This window comes from Mycoplana sp. 10N416 (genome assembly GCF_056394765.1).
In genome coordinates this window covers 13,965-31,362 of the sequence record NZ_JBFTIM010000005.1, presented here as the reverse complement: position 1 = coordinate 31,362, position 17,398 = coordinate 13,965, and the positions used below count along the sequence as shown (strand labels likewise).

The window sequence follows — 17,398 nt, the reverse complement described above, 5'->3', positions numbered from 1 at the left end:
GGCAAATGGACAATGCTGCACGGCCATGATCTTCTCGGCTGATATCGAACCGCTGGTGCGGAGGGGAATGCAGGTTGGAGCACCGGACCCTTGGAGATACGGACCTTCGACCATCGCTCCTCGGGCTGGGGACGTCACGGCTGACCTCCGTTTCGTCCGGGCTTTCCCGCCGGACCGCGCTTGACCTTGTTTCGGCGGCTGCGGATCTCGGGATCAACTTTATCGATACAGCGGATATCTATGGTCAGGGCGACAGCGAAGTCGTGATCGGTGAGGCCATTCGCGGCCGTCGGGACCACTTCATCGTGGCGACGAAGGCCGGCTACCGGTTCGGTAGGACCGGCGGCATGCTCAAGATGGCAAAGCCGTTCTTGAAGCGCGTGTTGCGCCCGTTCAGACACGCACGGACCTGGGTGGCCACCGTTCGGACGAACGCCGAGACAACCAACGCCATTGCACAGGATTTCTCTCCAGGCTACCTCGTCACCGCCATTGACGCCAGCCTGCGCCGACTGCGCACCGACTATCTGGACATTCTCTACCTGCACGAGCCACCCGCGCTGTTCGACCTGTCGGATGAATTGCGAGCGGCAATGGAGCAGATCCGGCGCGCCGGCAAGGTGCGGCACTTCGGTATCGCGGCTGCCCACGACGAATCCGTGGAGCGGGTGCGGCGCGATCCGCTTCTCCGGGTTGCCCAGACCGAGGTGCATCCATGGCGCCCGGCGGCCTCGCGGTCTGCACTGCCGGCGGCGGGCAAGGGGGTTGTGGTGCATCGGGTCTTTGCGCATGGCGAGGAACAACGCCTTGACGAGTTCGCCCGACGTCATGCCATCACTCCCCGACAGGCCATCCTGGGATATGTCGCCCAACAGCCTTTCGTCAGCTCCATTCTCACCGGGACGACCGACCTCGGGCATCTGAGGGAGAATATTGCGAGCGTGGAATCGACGCGGAACATTCCTTTCAAAGAGTTGGCCGAGAGATGCCCCGGCTGAATACTGTGCCCGCAGGCACCATCCTGGAGTGCGACGTACTGATCGTAGGCAGCGGGCCGGCCGGAATCACCATCGCCATGGAACTGGCGGGATCGTCGCTGCGCACGATCTTGCTCGAGAGCGGCGGGCAGCGCGAAACGGCGCAATCGCGCGACCTGCTGCGGGGGGCCGTTCATCCTGCGGGCAGCCACGAGCCGCTGGAGACCAATCGCCGTCGGACTTTTGGAGGCACCTCGACGGCCTGGGGTGGTCGCTGCATCCCGTTCGATCCGATCGATTTCGAGCCCCGGTCCTGGATCCCGTACAGTGGATGGCCGCTCGAGTGGCGTGACGTGCAGTCGTATTTCGCCCGCGCCGCCTTTCTTTGCGAGGTGGGCGAGCCGGTGTTCGATGCAAGCGCGGCCTTCGCCGACCGTCAGGCCGAGATGATCGCTGGCTTCGACGGTGGCGGTGTGGTTTCCTCGCCGCTCGAACGCTGGGGACCGCCTACGAACTTCGCAAAGCGGTATGGACCACTGCTCGACAAGCACGCCAATCTGACGACCGTCCTCAACGCCACCGTCGTCGGCTTGAAGTTCGATCCGGAAGCGGGCTGCGTTGAGTATGCTGAGGTGGCGTCAGGCCCCGAGCATCGCTTCATTGTCCGGGCGCGCAGGATCGTGCTGGCTTGCGGCGCCATCGAAAATGCTCGCCTGCTGCTTGCCTCGAACGATGTTGCTTCGGCGGGTCTTGGCAATGCTTTCGACAAGGTGGGCAGGTTCTATATGTCCCATCCGAGTGGCATGCATGCCTGGAGCCGCCTGACGGATCCCGGGGACAGTTTCATCTTCGGCTTCGAGCGGCACGGGGATACTTACGTTCGCCGCAGGTTCTGGATAACGCCGACGGCGCAACGTCGATGGCGCATTGGCAATGCCGTTGCCAGTTTTCTGACGCCCTATGGCGAGGACGCGATGCAGGAGGGTGCGCTTTCGTCGGCGGTGTTCGTCGCCAAGTTCTCGATCGCGCTCGCTCGAAAGCGCGACCTTGCCGAAATCATGCGAAACAGGAAGGTGCTGTTGAGGCACATCGGGAGGATGGCGAAGGATGCCCCGGCACTTGTGCCGCAACTCGTCGAGGCGGCGAGGCAACGATTTTTCGCCAAGCGCCGGCTGCCCATCCTCCTGCCACGAAAGGAGGATCTGAACAACCGCTTCGGTCTGGTCTATCAGACCGAGCATCTGCCAAATCCCGACAGCCGCATCGTTCTGCACTCGGAGCGAGACGCATTCGGTGTCCCCCGTGCGGAGGCAAGGATCGCCTTCACCGATCTCGACGTGCGGACCATCATCGCCACCCATGCGCTGGTCAGGGAACAGTTCAGGCGCAGCGGTACCGGAGAACTCGTCTATGACGAGACGGCACTGGAACAGCAGGTGCGTGCGCGCCTTCGCATGTTTGACAGCATGGCCCATCATGTCGGCACCACGAGAATGTCGAAGGAACCAGCGGCCGGTGTCGTCGACGAGAATTGCAGGGTGCACGGCATAGGAAACCTGTTCGTGGCGGGGTCCTCGGTGTTTCCAACGAGCAGTCATGCCAACCCGACCTTCATGATCGTCGCTCTCGCGCTGCGACTGGCCGAGCACCTGCGGCGCGGTCAAGGCGTTCTGTCTTTCGGCGAAGCCGGCCAATCGCAGGGGCACTCCGTTGCGCAGTTGCAGGGTGCAACGCCGGTCGTGGTTAACAAACATACTTAACCGACCCTTAACCCTTCCCTGAAATACTCGCTTCACTTAACCGGCCCGACCTATGGCCGTCGCGTGGGGGCGAAACATGATCGTTCGAAAGACAATTCTCGGTGCCGCTTTGATCGCCGGCCTCTCGGCAACCGGCGCCCAAGCTGGCGGCGAGCTCTATCCGGTGGTCCAGGCGCCGGAAGTCGACATGGGAACGATCGCCGCCGCACAGGGCTGGTACATCCGCGGCGACCTCGGCTACTCCGTATCGATAAGTGGCGGCAATCCATCCTATACCTATGTCGATCCGTTTACCGGCAGCACAAGCGGGGAAAGCTTCGACGACAGCCGATTCTCGAAGCCGTTCTCCTATGGTTTCGGCATGGGCTACCAGTTCAACAATTTCCTGCGCGCCGACCTGACGACAGACTTCTTCAACTCCAGCTTCGATGCCGAGTCGGGGATCAATCAACCGTGCCCGGACGAGAATGCGGGCACGGGCTGCGACTTCAGCCACGATTCGGGGTTCGACGCGATCAGCGTCATGGCGAACGGCTATGTCGATCTCGGGACCTATGCCGGCTTTACGCCCTATCTCGGTGCCGGTATCGGTGCCACCAACATCCAGTGGGACGACCTCACGACCCGTGCGACCTGCGTCGATGGCGCCGGCGCCTGCAGCAGCACCGCTCAGGGCAAGATGACCAATCCCGGCGAGGAAAGCTGGCGCTTCACCTATGCGCTCATGGCGGGCGCCTCCTATGATCTGACGAACCGCGTCAAGCTCGACGTCGGCTACCGCTATTCGGACATCGATGGCGGCAAGATGTTCGGCTACAACAGCCTTGAAAAGTCATTGGGCGCATCCGGCACGAAGGCCAGCGATGACGGGTTCCAGCGGCACGAGATTCGCGCCGGTATCCGCGTCACGACCTGGTAAAGTGTTCTAAACCGATGATTGCGCGGCGCGGGCTGGTTCCCGCGCTGCTTCCATTTGCGGCAGGAATTTTTCTCCTCGCGACATAATCGGCTTGACTCAGAGAGACCGCTCCCATATTTGCGGCGGCGGGACACCCTTCCCCAACGAAGGGCTTTCTATCTGGAAGGATAGCCATCATGACGAAGACCGTCACCCCGCCGGACGTGCGTCCGAACAATACCCATTTCTCTTCTGGCCCCTGCTCGAAGCGCCCCAACTGGTCGCTCGAAGCCCTCGCTGATGCTCCGCTCGGTCGCTCGCACCGCGCCAAGATCGGCAAGACCAAGCTCAAGCAGGCCATCGATCTCACCCGCGAAGTCCTGGAAGTGCCGGCCGACTACCGCATCGGCATCGTGCCCGCTTCCGACACCGGCGCCGTCGAAATGGCGCTGTGGTCGCTGCTCGGCGCCCGCGGCGTTGACATGCTCGCCTGGGAAAGCTTCGGCGCCGGCTGGGTCACCGACGTGGTCAAGCAGCTCAAGCTCGCCGACGTCCGCAAATTCGAAGCCGCCTATGGCGAGCTTCCCGACCTTTCCGCCGTCGATTTCGATCGCGACGTGGTCTTCACCTGGAACGGCACGACCTCCGGCGTGCGCGTTGCAGACGCCTCCTTCATCCCGGCCGACCGCCAGGGCCTGACGATCTGCGACGCGACTTCGGCCGCGTTTGCGCAGAACCTCGACTTCGCCAAGCTCGACGTCGTGACTTTCTCCTGGCAGAAGGTTCTCGGCGGCGAGGGCGCCCATGGCGTCATCATCCTGTCGCCGCGCGCCGTCGAACGGCTGGAAAGCTACACGCCGGCCTGGCCGCTGCCGAAGATCTTCCGCATGACCAAGGGCGGCAAGCTGATCGAGGGCATCTTCCAGGGCGAGACGATCAACACGCCGTCGATGCTCTGCGTCGAGGACTATATCGACGCGCTGCTTTGGGCCAAACAGATCGGCGGCCTCAAGGCGCTGAGGGGGCGGGCCGACGCCAACGCCCAGGCGATCTTCGACTTCGTCGAGAACAACGACTGGATCGCCAACCTCGCCAAGGTTCCGGAAACCCGTTCCAATACCTCCGTCTGCCTGACGATTGCCGACAAGGACGTGCTGGCGCTCGAAGCCGACGCGCAGGCCACCTTCGCCAAGGGTATCGTCGCCCTCCTCGAGAAGGAAGGCGTTGCCTATGACATTGGCGCCTACCGCGACGCGCCGTCCGGCCTTCGCATCTGGGCGGGTGCGACGATCGACACCGCCGACATCCAGGCGCTGCTGCCCTGGCTGACCTGGGCTTATCAGACCCAGAAGGCATCGCTTTCCAAGGCTGCGGCCTGATTGCGCGACCGGCCCCGCCTTCGGGCGAGGCCACCCCGATCTCAAATTCCTATCGCACGAATGAAGGAGGCCTTCATGGCACCTCGCGTACTCGTATCCGACGAACTGTCGGAAACCGCCGTCCAGATTTTTCGCGACCGCGGCGTCGAAGTCGATTTCCAGCCGCAGCTCGGCAAGGACAAGGACAAGCTTGCCGAGATCATCGGCAATTATGACGGCCTCGCCATCCGTTCTGCCACCAAGGCGACGGAAAAGCTGATCGCGGCGGCGGCCAACCTCAAGGTCATCGGCCGCGCCGGCATCGGCGTCGACAACGTCGACATTCCGGCTGCATCGCGTCGCGGCATCATCGTCATGAACACGCCGTTCGGCAACTCGATCACCACCGCCGAGCACGCCATCGCGCTGATGTTCGCCGTCGCCCGCCAGCTGCCGGCCGCCGACCTGTCGACCCAGGCGGGAAAATGGGAAAAGTCGAAGTTCATGGGCGTCGAGATCACCGGCAAGACGCTCGGCGTCATCGGTGCCGGCAATATCGGCGGCATCGTCTGCAAGAAGGCGATCGGCATCGGCATGCACGTGCTGGCCTATGACCCCTTCCTGTCGGCCGAGCGCGCCCAGGAAATGGGCGTCACCAAGGTTGAGCTCGATGAACTGCTCGCCAAGACGGACTTCATCACGCTGCACGTGCCGATGACCGACAAGACCCGCGGCATCCTCGGCAAGGAAAACCTGGCGAAGACCAAGAAGGGCGTGCGCATCATCAACTGCGCCCGCGGCGGCCTTGTCGACGAGGCAGCACTCGCCGAAGCCATAAAGTCCGGTCATGTCGCCGGCGCCGGCTTCGACGTGTTCGCCGTCGAGCCTGCCACCGAGAGCCCGCTGTTCGGCTTGCCGAACGTCGTCTGCACGCCGCACCTCGGCGCCTCGACGACGGAAGCGCAGGAAAACGTCGCTCTCCAGGTGGCCGAGCAGATGTCGGACTACCTCGTCAAGGGGGCCGTCTCCAACGCCATCAACATGCCCTCGATCACCGCCGAGGAAGCGCCGATCCTGAAGCCGTTCATCAAGCTCGCCGACGTGCTCGGCGCCTTCGTCGGCCAGGTCACCGAAAGCGCCATCAAGGAGATCGAGATCCTCTACGACGGCCAGACGGCGACGATGAACACCAAGGCGCTGACGAGCGCGGTGCTTGCCGGCCTGATCCGCCCGCAGGTCGCCGACGTCAACATGGTTTCGGCGCCGATCATGATCAAGGAGAAGGGCATCATCCTCTCCGAGGTTAAGCGCGACAAGACCGGTGTCTACGACGGCTACATCAAGCTGACCGTCAAGACCGCCAACCAGACGCGCTCGGTCGCCGGCACCGTCTTCTCCGACGGCAAGCCGCGCTTCATCCAGATCAAGGGTATCAACATGGATGCCGACGTCGGCGCCAACATGATCTACATCGCCAACACCGACGTGCCGGGCATGATCGGCTTCATCGGCACGACGCTGGGCGAAGGCGGCGTAAACATCGCCAACTTCCAGCTCGGCCGCGACAAGCAGGGCGGTGATGCGATCGCACTGCTCTATGTCGATGAGCCGGTGAAGCAGGAGGTGCTCGACACGCTGACGGCTCATCCGGCGATCCGCCAGGCCAAGCCGCTCGTCTTCAACGTCGACTGATATCGTCTCCTCCCAAGCATGACGAGAAGAGAGGCCCGCCCGGGAAACCGGGTGGGCCTTTTGACTCGGGTCTTGGGGTGCCGATCGCCAGCCGCCGATTGCCTGACCGACAGGGCTTTTCTACCCGTCGTCCGCCAGCCGCTCCTTGATGATACCCGCAATCCTGTCGGTTTCGCGAGGGGGCAGGTAGTCGTACGGTGCCAACTCGCCGTTGAAGGACCGCGTCAACCTGAGGGTTTCCTGCAGGTCGCGATGATACCACTCGAACTTCTCCAGCCGTTCCCCGGGAACCTGGGTGAGCTCAAGCACGTAGACCGGACGTCCCGTGGACAGCGCCTCGCATGGCATCGTGATGGAGTCCTTGGCGATCAGGAATGCATCAGCAGCGGCGACGAACTCGATGTAGGGATTTTGACTTGACCGGTCCCACACGACCACCTGTTTCGAACGAAGCTTGAGGAGCGCCTGCAAGGTCTGGTCGGTGGACCGACGCGATACTGATATCAGGACCTTCCAGTTCTGTCCGACCAGCCCGTTCACCGCTGACGCAATGGCTTCATGCGCTGGCGCGTCATAGTCATAGGCGTCGTTCGGGCCGCCGACAAAGACTGCAGCCACTTTCTCGTCCTCGGGCGCGTATATCTCCCGCGCAGCCGCACGCCGCTCCTGCCAGAACTGGGCGGAGAAACGATGCGGCACGCCGAGCATCTGGAAATAGCCAGGCCGGCCTTCGAATTCGGGCCTCCATCCATGGCGCGACACGAAAACCATGTCGTAGCCGTCGATCTTTGGCGGCTGAAGATGAACCGTCAACGGGGTGCCCCCATAGGCGGCCTTGATCCTCATTGCCCGCTTCTCGGCGCGAAAGCCACACGAGATGATGAGGTCCGGTGCGCGTTCCGAGCGCCGAAACAGCGGTGGATCAAATATCCTGCGAAAACCTCGCCCGGCGATGAATGTTTTCTCCGTCGGGCTGGGATCGAAGTGGCGGGCAACGGCGACACATTGCGACAAGGTTCCGATTTTCGGTTCGCTAACGGTCCAGGCTATCAATTGGCGCGGGCCCCAGTTTTCATCCTTCATCGTCTTCAAAGAAGTTCGCACACCTGGCGTAACGAGACAATGGCATGGACCGGCGGATGCCCGGAATGAAAGAGCCCGCCACCGTGTGTGGGGGCGGGCTCTTTGTCGGCAGTATATTCGGTGCTGCTTACGCCGCGCGGCGAACCGCGTAGCTCTGCTGCTGCTGTCCGGGTTGCAACTGGAACTGCGCAATGCGGCTTGCAAGCTGGGCGCTCTCGCCGGCAAGCGTCTGGCTGGCGGCCGAGGTTTCCTCAACCATTGCCGCGTTCTGTTGCGTCATCTGGTCCATCTGGTTGATCGCGGTGTTGATCTCACGCAGGCCGACGGATTGCTCCTGGGCTGCGGTTGCGATCGCGACGATGCGGTCGTTGATCTCGTTGACACGTCGCTCGATGTCGGACAGCGAAGTTCCGGTGGCTTCGACGAGGTCGACGCCGGCGGAGACTTCGGTGGTGGAGCTGTTGATCAGCGCCTTGATCTCCTTGGCGGCATTGGCCGAGCGCTGGGCAAGTTCGCGCACTTCCTGGGCAACAACGGCGAACCCCTTGCCGGCCTCGCCGGCGCGCGCCGCCTCTACGCCTGCATTGAGCGCCAGCAGGTTCGTCTGGAAAGCGATGTCGTCGATCACACCGATGATCTCGCCGATCTTGGAGGATGAACTCTCGATCCGTCCCATCGCATCGATCGCATTGCGGACGACCTCGCTCGAGGCGGATGCGCCATTGCGGGCTTCGGCAACCATGCGCTTGGCTTCTTCCGCGCGGACCGTCGAGTTCTGCACGGCCGAGGTGATTTCGTCGAGAGCCGCGGCGGTTTCCTCAAGCGAAGCGGCCTGTTGCTCGGTGCGCTGTGAAAGATCGTTGCTGGCCTTGCTGATTTCGGCGGCGCTGCTGTTGACGACACTGGTGGAGTCGGCGATCGCGGTGATGGTGGACCGCAATGCGGCAACCGCACCGTTGAAGTCGCGACGGAGCTTTTCGTAGTCGGCCCCAAGGTCGCCGACCTGGAAGGTCAGATCACCGCTGGCGAGCTTTTCGAGCGCCGCGCCAATCTGGTCGACGACATGGGCCTGGCTCCGGGATACGGCCGCCTGATGCTCGGCAGAGGCATTGCGTTCGTTGTCGATCACCTGCTGTTGCTGGCGTTGGCTGATCTCGAGCTGGTTGCGTTCGATGACTGAATCGCGCAGCAGCACCAGCGCATCGGCCATGTGGCCGATCTCGTCCTTGCGTCCGGTGTCTGGCACTTCGGACCGGGTGTCGTTTTTGGAGACCTCGAGCATCACGTCCTTGAGCCGCTCGATCGGCAGGCTGATCGAGCGGCCGATGGAAAGCGCAGCCGCGAGCGTTGCCAGTCCGGCAAGCCCGGTGATGATGACGGTGACGATCAGGGTCGTCTGTGCCTGGGCGGCCAGATCGTCGGCGTAGACGCCGGTGCCGATGCCCCAGCCCCAAGGCTTGAAGCCGGCGACATAGGCATACTTCTCGACGGTTCCAGACTGGCCAGGCTTAGTCCAGTGGTAGTTGACGTAGCCGCTGCCCGGGTTCTGGGCAAGGCGGATGAGCTCGGCCTGGAACAGTTTGCCGTTGATGTCTTTCTGCCCCGTCACGTCCTTTCCGACCAGCTCCTTGTTCACCGGATGACCGATCATCTTGCCGTCGAAGCTATTGACGAAGAAGTAACCGTCGGCGCCGAAGTGCATCGCCATGACGTTTTCGAGTGCGTATTTCTGGGCCTCCTCTCGGGAGAGTTCGCCCTTTCTTTCCTGTTCTTCGTAGCCGGCGATGACGGAGATCGCCGTCGCGGTGACGTTCTGGAGCATGGCGCGGCGCTCGGCCGCGATTTCCTCGTTGGCGTCGATCGTCTTGTAGGTCATTGCCGCCGCCATGAAGAGAAGCGCCAAGGCGGTCAGAAGGTAGATGCGTGTCGATATTTTGAGATTTTTCAAGTGTCAGCCCTCCGGGGGGATGCAGGCATGCATTCCCGCAGGCCGACTGGCTTTCGAGAGGAGGCATTCCGCGCAGTTTCAGGATTTTAGAGCTGCCTTCGCACGTCTACATCGACGCATAGCACTCCAAGGAACGCTCTGAACTGACCAGCAAAAGCCTAACCAATGTTAAATGCCGCCTCCCTAATTTGAGGATCGGCAAATGCAGTTCTGGCGCCGCCGTGCGCATCGGGGGACGGTTCTCTGGCACCGGCGCTGAAGCCGCGACTTGGATCAGTCCTGCTTCGGACGGCCCCATTCGGCAACGGCAATGCCGCCCAGCACGAGGCACATCGCGAACATATGAAAGACCTGCAGGCTCTCGCCGATGAGCAGGACGGACAGGAGCATGCCGAAAACCGGAATGGCATTGATGAAAAGGCCGGCACGGTTAGGACCGATCATTTCCACTCCGCGCACCCAGAGAACCTGGGACATCAGCGAGGGAAAGATCGCGGCGTAGAGAACGACGATCCAGCCGGTCGTGTCCGGCACGATCATTCCGCCGTGTGCCGCCTCCCACCAAAGAAGCGGCAGCGAGCTGACCAGTGCACCAAACACGGGGACGGCGATGAAGCTTTGCCAGTGCATCGCCGGTTTCCAGCGCAGCGAGACCGTATAGGCTGCGTAGACGATGCAGGCGAACAGCATCAGTATGTCGCCGAAGTTGAATCTCAAGTCCACCAGCGAGCTTAAGTCCCCATGGGCCGCGGTCGTCAGTACGCCGATCAAGGTCACGGAGAAGCCGACGATCTGGGCGGGAGAGGCGGGAATGCGAAAAAGGAGGAAATTGAAGACGAAGATGAGCATGGGAATGCCCGCCTGCTCGATCACCGCATTGATGGCGCTCGTATGCTTCAACGCGGAATAGAGAAGCGCGTTGAACAGCATGAAGCCGAATGCGCCGTAGAGGAAAAGCTGCAGGAAGTGTGCCTTGATTTTCCGCCAGTCGCGCTTGATCTGCGGCCGCATGAACGCAAGAATGACGCAAAGAGCGATTAACCAGCGCAGTGTCGTCAGCATCATCGGGCTGACATGGCCGACCGCCAGTTTGCCGGCAACGGAGTTGCCGCCCCAGAAGAGGGTAGTGACGCAGAGATAGAGATAGGCTTTGCTGTTCAAGGCAATATTCCGATCGGCGGGGCGTTTGCGAACGAGGGAGCGGGCACTGCGTTAGGTCGTATTTGCCGAATCCGCCACGCAAAAAGCGGGTTGCATCCCTATAACAGGGTCGCTTTCGGAAAAACTACACAGTATAGATGCGCGGGTTTGTAAAGAGTGCGCGAGCAAGCGCGCAAGAAGCAGGAAAGACGAAATGACCAATGTCGTGGTGATCGGGTCCCAGTGGGGCGATGAAGGCAAGGGCAAGATTGTCGACTGGCTCTCGGAGCGCGCCGATATCGTCGTGCGCTTTCAGGGCGGCCACAATGCCGGCCACACGCTGGTCATCGACGGCACGAGCTACAAGCTTTCGCTGCTGCCCTCGGGCGTCGTCCGCCCCGGCAAGATGGCGGTGATCGGCAACGGTGTCGTCATCGACCCGCACGCGCTCTGCGCGGAGATCGAGAAGCTTGCGGGTCAGGGCGTCACGATCACCCCCGACAATCTGCGCATCGCCGACAACGCGACGCTGATCCTTTCGCTGCACCGTGAACTCGACGGCATCCGCGAGGATGCGGCGGCCAACAGCAACGGCGGTGTCAAGATCGGCACCACGCGCCGCGGCATCGGACCGGCCTATGAAGACAAGGTCGGCCGCCGCGCCATCCGCGTCATGGATCTCGCCGATCTCGAGACGCTGTCGGCCAAGGTCGAACGGCTGCTGACGCACCACAACGCCCTCCGCCGCGGCCTCGGCGAACAGGAAATCAGCCATGACGCGATCATGCAGGAACTGACCTCCGTCGCCGACCGCGTGCTGCCTTTCCGCGACACGGTCTGGCTGATGCTGGACAAGGAGCGCCGGGCCGGCTCGCGCATCCTGTTCGAAGGCGCGCAGGGGTCGCTGCTCGACATCGACCACGGCACCTATCCCTTCGTCACCTCCTCCAACACCGTCGCCGGACAGGCCGCCGCCGGCTCCGGCATGGGCCCGGGCGCGCTCGGTTACATCCTCGGCATCACCAAGGCCTACACGACCCGCGTCGGCGAGGGGCCGTTCCCGACCGAACTGACCGACGAAATCGGCCAGTTCCTCGGCGAGCGCGGCCGTGAGTTTGGCACCGTCACCGGCCGCAAGCGCCGCTGCGGCTGGTTCGACGCCGCGCTCGTGCGCCAGTCGGTTGCCACCAACGGCATCACCGGCATCGCGCTGACCAAGCTCGACGTTCTCGATGGCCTGGATGAACTGAAGATCTGCGTCGGTTATACGCTTGACGGGGAGGAGATCGACCACCTGCCGGCGAGCCAGGGCCAACAGGCACGCGTCGTGCCGAAGTACATCACGCTGGAAGGTTGGAAAGAGTCGACAGTCGGCGCGCGCAAGTGGGCCGATCTGCCGGCGCAGGCGATCAAGTATGTCCGCCAGGTCGAGGAACTGATCGGAGCGCCGGTGGCGCTGCTTTCGACCAGCCCCGAGCGGGACGACACCATACTTGTGACCGATCCCTTCGAGGACTAGGATTTGATTTGACACCCGTTCCGGACTGGATTCGCAGTAACGAAAGGCCGGAGATCACGAGAAAGTTCTTATGGCGGATTTTGTAGCAGTCATTCGTAGGGCCGTTGATGGCCTCACGGACAATTCTCCGGACATGCGGGGCAAGGTCTACGACAAGGCTCGGGGTGCGGTGCGCCGGCAACTCGAGGCGATGAACCCGCGCCCATCGGACGAACTCGTCCAGCGTCAGCTCGACAAGCTCGAAACGGCGATCACGGAGGTCGAGAGCGAGCACGCCGAGGCTCTTCCGGCAGAAGAGGCGCCCATCGAAGAGAGCGCTCCGGCTGCGATCGAGACGGCCGAGGTGCCGGAGCCGCCCGAGACTGCCGAGCCGCCACCGGAGCCGATCACCGAGGCTGTTCCACAAGAACAGCCCGTGATGGCAGAGCCGCCGACCGTCTCGCAAGAGCCGGTCGAGGAGCCGGAACCGCCGGTCATCGAGCCGGCTCCTGCGTTCCGGCCAGCCGAGCCCGAACCGGCAGCCCAGCACTGGGCGGAGGAGACCGCAAGCCTGCCGCAGGAAGACGTTCCCGCGCGGGACGAAACGGCGCATCCCGACGCGGCCGTCGAGGCCGAGGACCAGGGGCCCTCGTTCATTGGCCTGCAGCCCGTCGAAGATCCGGCCAATGATCATACCGCCTTTGCCGAACAGGCCGCTGCGTCCCACCCCGACGTGTCTGTCCACGACGCGCCTGCCACCTTTGTCCACGACGAGCCTGCCGCTCCCGATGCTGTTGGTTCGGCTGCGCCCGAGGCGTCTGGCGGTACAGCGGCGCCAATGCCGTGGGAATGGAACGACGAACCGGCGGATGCCGAGCCGGACGAAGTGACCGCCCACGAGGTGATCGCCCGTGAGGAGCACGCTCAGGACTTTGCGTCCACGGAAGTCCCAGTCGAGCCGCCGACGGAATGGAGTTGGCCGGACGAGGCGACGACCGGCGATTTGAAGCCCGAGCAGACGAACGCCAAGGACAATGCCTGGGGCGACCTTGAGGATCTGATCGGCTATCAGCCGGGCAAGAATGCGGGCGCCAGCGCCGCGACCGAGCCTGATGCGCCGGGGCCTGCGGGCATCACCGAGGCGGTGCGCAACGGACAGCGGCCATTTCGGGCCGAACCGCGCAAGCGCAAGATCAATTTCGCCGTGATGGGTGCCGCGGTGGCGGCGATTGCGGTGATCGGCGGCGCAGGAGCGGCCTATTGGCTCAACCGTGACACCGTCGACCAGATGATCGGCGATCTGGTCGTGCCGGCCGCGACCCCGTCGGGTGAAACGGGCGTTGCCGATGGCGGATCCGGTGCGGCTACGGGCGACCAGAGCCAGAGCGAGACGGCGGGCACGCAGGTCGCCTCCGTTGAGACCGGCAAGTCGAAGTTCACGCAGCGCCTGCTTGCGGACGGCACGGAGATCGACGAGGGACCGGCCGTCGTCGCGGGCGAGATCACCACGGAAGAAGGCAAGTCAGTAGCCGAGCAATCCACCGAGGTTGCATCTGCCGGAGCGGCCGCTTCGGCCGGCGGCACCAACGGAGCAGCCACGGCGACCGACGGTGCGCCGGATGCCGGCACGTCTGCCGGTGCCGCGCCGGCGACCGACACGGCCGGGCAGGGCGCAGCCAGTACTCCGCCAGCGACTGCTCCTGCAACGGCGCAGAACGCAACGACTGCGGGCGCTACGGCCCAACAGCCGCCAGTCGGGGTTTCGCAGAAAATGTTCCTCTATGAGGAACGTCTCGGCCAATCTGCGCCGACGGCGATCGACGGCACCGTGGTCTGGTCCAAGGGCGAGGAGTCGCCGGGTGGCGATGCCAAGCCGGAGCCGGTAATCCATGCACAGGTCAATGTCCCATCGAACGGCCTGACCGCACAACTGACGCTTCGGCGCAACGCCGACAAGTCGCTTCCGGCGAGCCACCTCGTCGAGATCGTCTTCGCGCTGCCGGCGGAGTTCGACGGCGGCAGCATCGACAGCGTGCAGCGCGTGGCGATGAAGCAGACGGAGCAGGATCGCGGCGACCCGCTGATCGCGGTCCCCGCCAAGATCACCGAGGACTTCCATATGATCGCGCTCAACGACTTCCCGGACGCGATCACACGCAACACCGAGTTGCTCAAGAGCCGCGACTGGATCGATATCCCGATCACCTATCGCAACGGCCGGCGCGCCCTGATCACGCTGGAAAAGGGCACGACCGGGGCGGAAGTGTTCACTTCGGTGATGAACGCCTGGTCGGCGCTGGGGCCGACGGCGAACAGCCAATAACTTACGACATATGCCAAATACGAAGAGCCCGGCGGTGACGCCGGGCTCTTCGTTCATTGCTGTTGTGCCGCCGGGTTATCGCCGCCTACGCATCCTCGATGACGCGGAGGGACTTGGCCTGTTCGGTGGCAAACTTCTGGACGGCTTCCTGCACCTTCTCGAAGGCGCGGACCTCGATCTGGCGAACACGCTCGCGGCTGATGTCGAACTCGGACGAGAGCTGTTCCAGCGTCACCGGATCCTCGGAAAGGCGCCTTGCTTCGAAGATCCGGCGTTCGCGTTCGTTCAACACGGCCATGGCACGCGCCAGCATGGCGCGGCGGGTTTCCAGCTCGTCCTGCTCGATCAGCGTCTCTTCCTGGCTGTCGCGGTCGTCGACGAGCCAGTCCTGCCACTGGCCGGAATCGCCTTCGCTGGCCTTGATCGGCGCGTTCAGCGAGGCATCGCCGGACAGGCGACGGTTCATCGACACGACTTCCTCTTCGGAAACCTGCAGCTTCTTGGCGATTTCCGCCACCTGGTCGGGCCTCAGGTCACCGTCGTCGATCGCCTGGATCTTGCTCTTCATCCGGCGCAGGTTGAAGAACAGCCGCTTCTGGTTGGCGGTGGTGCCCATCTTTACCAGCGACCAGGAGCGCAGGATGTATTCCTGGATCGACGCCTTGATCCACCACATCGCATAGGTGGCCAGGCGGAAGCCGCGCTCGGGATCGAACTTCTTCACGGCCTGCATCAGGCCGACATTGCCCTCGGAAATGACTTCGCCGATCGGCAGGCCGTAGCCGCGATAGCCCATTGCAATCTTCGCCACGAGGCGCAGATGGCTTGTCACCAGCTGATGGGCGGCGTTGCGGTCGTCATGTTCCTGGTAGCGCTTGGCGAGCATGTATTCCTGCTGCGGCTCAAGCATGGGAAACTTGCGGATTTCGTCGAGATAGCGGTTGAGACCGCCTTCACCGGCCGTAATGGATGGCAATGTATTGCGGGCCATAAAGCACCCCCCTTCCTTGGTACGGCTTCCTCTGTAGGCAAGCCTTCAGCGGAGCTTGATCCGGATCGGTTTCCCGTTTGTGATCATGCTCCGGGACGGGACTTGGCGACCCCGACAGACTGTAAGATAGGTGTGGCGAAACAATGGTTCAAGCGCCGGTCGTTTCACGATGCGGTGAAAACCGGAATGATTGTGCGGCTTGTGCGGTCAAGACAATATTTCGTGCTGTCGGGCCCGATTTTCAAGGGTAGCGCCCGTCCGACGCGGATCAGTTCATCGCCCGCAACGCCTCCAGCAACGTCTCCAGATCGTCCGGGGCGTGCGCCTCGAAGCGCATCACCTCGCCTGTTGCCGGATGCTCGAACTGCAGCATGAAGGCATGCAGCGCCTGGCGGTGGAAGCCGTTTACGACGGCCCGCGCCTGTTCTGGAAGAAGGTTCGCCTTCGTCTTGAAGGCGGCGCCATATTCGGGATCGCCGATCAGTGGGTGGCCGATATGGGCCATGTGCACGCGGATCTGGTGCGTGCGGCCGGTTTCCAGTTCGCACTCGACCAATGAGGCGAGGCAGGTCGCATCCGGCTTCTCGCCGTAGCGCTCGACCACCTCGTAATGGGTGATCGCCTCGCGCGCGTCTTCGCTTTCCTCGCGCTTCACGGCGCGCTTGGTGCGATCGCCGGCGCGGCCGAGGGCGGCGTCGATCGTGCCGCGTAACTGTTTCGGGCGCCCCCAGACGACTGCCTGGTAGGCGCGCTCCAGCGGGCCGCTGCGGCCGTGGTCGGCGAATTGCGCGGAGAGATGCCGGTGGGCCGCGTCGTTCTTGGCGGCGACCATGACGCCGCTTGTCTCCTTGTCCAGCCGGTGAACGATGCCGGGGCGACGGACACCGCCAATGCCTGAGAGGCTCGTGCCGCAATGGTGTATCAGGGCGTTGACGAGCGTCCCGGTCCAGTTGCCGGCCGCCGGATGGACGACGAGTCCGGCGGGCTTGACGACGACGATCAGATCGTCGTCTTCGTAGAGGACCTCCAGCGGAATATCCTCACCTTTGGGCTCGGGGTCTTCGGGCTCGGGAAGCGTGATCTCGATCGCGTCGCCGGGATGCACCTTGCGCTTCGGTTCGGTGACGGCCGTGCCGTTGACGAGGACGGCGCTTTGCTCGATCAGCGCCTTGAGGCGGCTGCGGGAATATTCGCCGCCGAGCGCATCGGCCAGCCACGCATCGAGGCGGCCTGCGGCATCCTCACCAGCGGTCAGGACTTTCCTTGTGTCGTCGGCTTGTTTAAAGGGGTCGCTCATTCAAAGATTGTCCTGCCTGTCGGAGACGCTACCGCTCATGTCGAATATCGAGATCGATGAACAAGAAGAAAAGCCGCTCGATCCGGCCATGGAAAATGTCCGTCGCAAGATGGTGCGGCTGCAGCTCGTCTCGGGCGGTATCATGCTCGTCATGTTCATGGCGGTGCTCGCGGCCATTGTCTATAAGGTGACGCGGACGGATGGCAAGCCCGAAAGCCGTATCTCTGCCGGGCTTTCGGTGCCGAGCGACGGGCCGCTCACCGGCGCTGTGGCGCTGCCGGACGGCTTCACCGTCTCGTCGGTCTCCCAGTCGAATGGCCAGATCCTGTTCTTCGGAACGCTTTCCAGCGGCGCGCGCAAGGCGATCCTGTTCGACATCGCTGCCGGCCGGATCGTCGCTGACATCGACGTCACCGGCCGATAGGACGCTGCC

The 17,398-nt window shown here is 63.2% G+C and carries 13 protein-coding genes; 8 read left to right on the top strand and 5 right to left on the bottom strand.

Annotation, left to right across the window (positions count from 1 at the left end; all coding sequences use genetic code 11):
• Positions 1–74 precede the first annotated feature (74 nt).
• From AC1DDS_RS11620 to serA, 5 genes are all read left to right on the top strand, one after another.
• Complete coding sequence (locus AC1DDS_RS11620) at positions 75–998, top strand: aldo/keto reductase (protein WP_477479046.1); 924 nt, start codon at positions 75–77, stop codon at positions 996–998.
• Positions 986–2,737: an FAD-dependent oxidoreductase gene (locus AC1DDS_RS11615; RefSeq protein ID WP_477479045.1), complete on the top strand. Its 1,752-nt coding sequence runs from the start codon at positions 986–988 to the stop codon at positions 2,735–2,737. The genes AC1DDS_RS11620 and AC1DDS_RS11615 overlap by 13 nt, the downstream gene beginning before the upstream one ends.
• 76 nt (positions 2,738–2,813) lie before the next feature.
• A complete protein-coding gene (locus tag AC1DDS_RS11610; RefSeq protein WP_477479044.1) occupies positions 2,814–3,656 on the top strand; it encodes an outer membrane protein in 843 nt (280 codons plus the stop codon).
• Positions 3,657–3,832: 176 nt separating this feature from the next.
• Positions 3,833–5,014: a phosphoserine transaminase gene (locus AC1DDS_RS11605; RefSeq protein ID WP_477479043.1), complete on the top strand. Its 1,182-nt coding sequence runs from the start codon at positions 3,833–3,835 to the stop codon at positions 5,012–5,014.
• A gap of 75 nt (positions 5,015–5,089) precedes the next feature.
• A complete protein-coding gene (gene serA, locus AC1DDS_RS11600; protein WP_477479042.1) occupies positions 5,090–6,685 on the top strand; it encodes a phosphoglycerate dehydrogenase in 1,596 nt (531 codons plus the stop codon).
• Between the two features lie 120 nt (positions 6,686–6,805).
• Here the strand turns inward: serA and AC1DDS_RS11595 are convergent, their stop codons facing one another.
• From AC1DDS_RS11595 to AC1DDS_RS11585, 3 genes are all read right to left on the bottom strand, one after another.
• Positions 6,806–7,768 (bottom strand): mitochondrial fission ELM1 family protein, encoded by a 963-nt coding sequence (locus tag AC1DDS_RS11595; RefSeq protein ID WP_477479041.1) that lies wholly within the window; start codon positions 7,766–7,768, stop codon positions 6,806–6,808.
• A 127-nt stretch (positions 7,769–7,895) separates the two neighbouring features.
• Positions 7,896–9,716, bottom strand: coding sequence for a methyl-accepting chemotaxis protein (locus AC1DDS_RS11590; protein WP_477479040.1), 1,821 nt, complete (start codon positions 9,714–9,716; stop codon positions 7,896–7,898).
• Between the two features lie 273 nt (positions 9,717–9,989).
• Positions 9,990–10,877: a DMT family transporter gene (locus AC1DDS_RS11585; RefSeq protein ID WP_477479039.1), complete on the bottom strand. Its 888-nt coding sequence runs from the start codon at positions 10,875–10,877 to the stop codon at positions 9,990–9,992.
• Positions 10,878–11,070: 193 nt separating this feature from the next.
• Here AC1DDS_RS11585 and AC1DDS_RS11580 point away from each other — a divergent pair, with 193 nt between their 5' ends.
• On the top strand, positions 11,071–12,375 hold the full coding sequence (locus AC1DDS_RS11580) for an adenylosuccinate synthase (RefSeq protein WP_310421911.1): 1,305 nt from the start codon (positions 11,071–11,073) through the stop codon (positions 12,373–12,375).
• Positions 12,376–12,445: 70 nt separating this feature from the next.
• The gene (locus AC1DDS_RS11575) at positions 12,446–14,677 is read left to right on the top strand and encodes a hypothetical protein (protein WP_477479038.1); all 2,232 of its coding nucleotides are present in this window, start codon (positions 12,446–12,448) and stop codon (positions 14,675–14,677) included.
• Positions 14,678–14,762: 85 nt separating this feature from the next.
• Here the strand turns inward: AC1DDS_RS11575 and rpoH are convergent, their stop codons facing one another.
• Entirely contained in the window at positions 14,763–15,668 is a 906-nt protein-coding gene (rpoH, locus tag AC1DDS_RS11570) for an RNA polymerase sigma factor RpoH (RefSeq protein ID WP_477479037.1), read from the bottom strand.
• 268 nt (positions 15,669–15,936) lie between these two features.
• Positions 15,937–16,965: an RluA family pseudouridine synthase gene (locus tag AC1DDS_RS11565; RefSeq protein WP_477479036.1), complete on the bottom strand. Its 1,029-nt coding sequence runs from the start codon at positions 16,963–16,965 to the stop codon at positions 15,937–15,939.
• Positions 16,966–17,002: 37 nt separating this feature from the next.
• Between AC1DDS_RS11565 and AC1DDS_RS11560 the strand changes: the two genes are divergently transcribed.
• On the top strand, positions 17,003–17,389 hold the full coding sequence (locus AC1DDS_RS11560; RefSeq protein WP_477479035.1) for a hypothetical protein: 387 nt from the start codon (positions 17,003–17,005) through the stop codon (positions 17,387–17,389).
• The last annotated feature ends 9 nt before the right edge of the window (positions 17,390–17,398 follow it).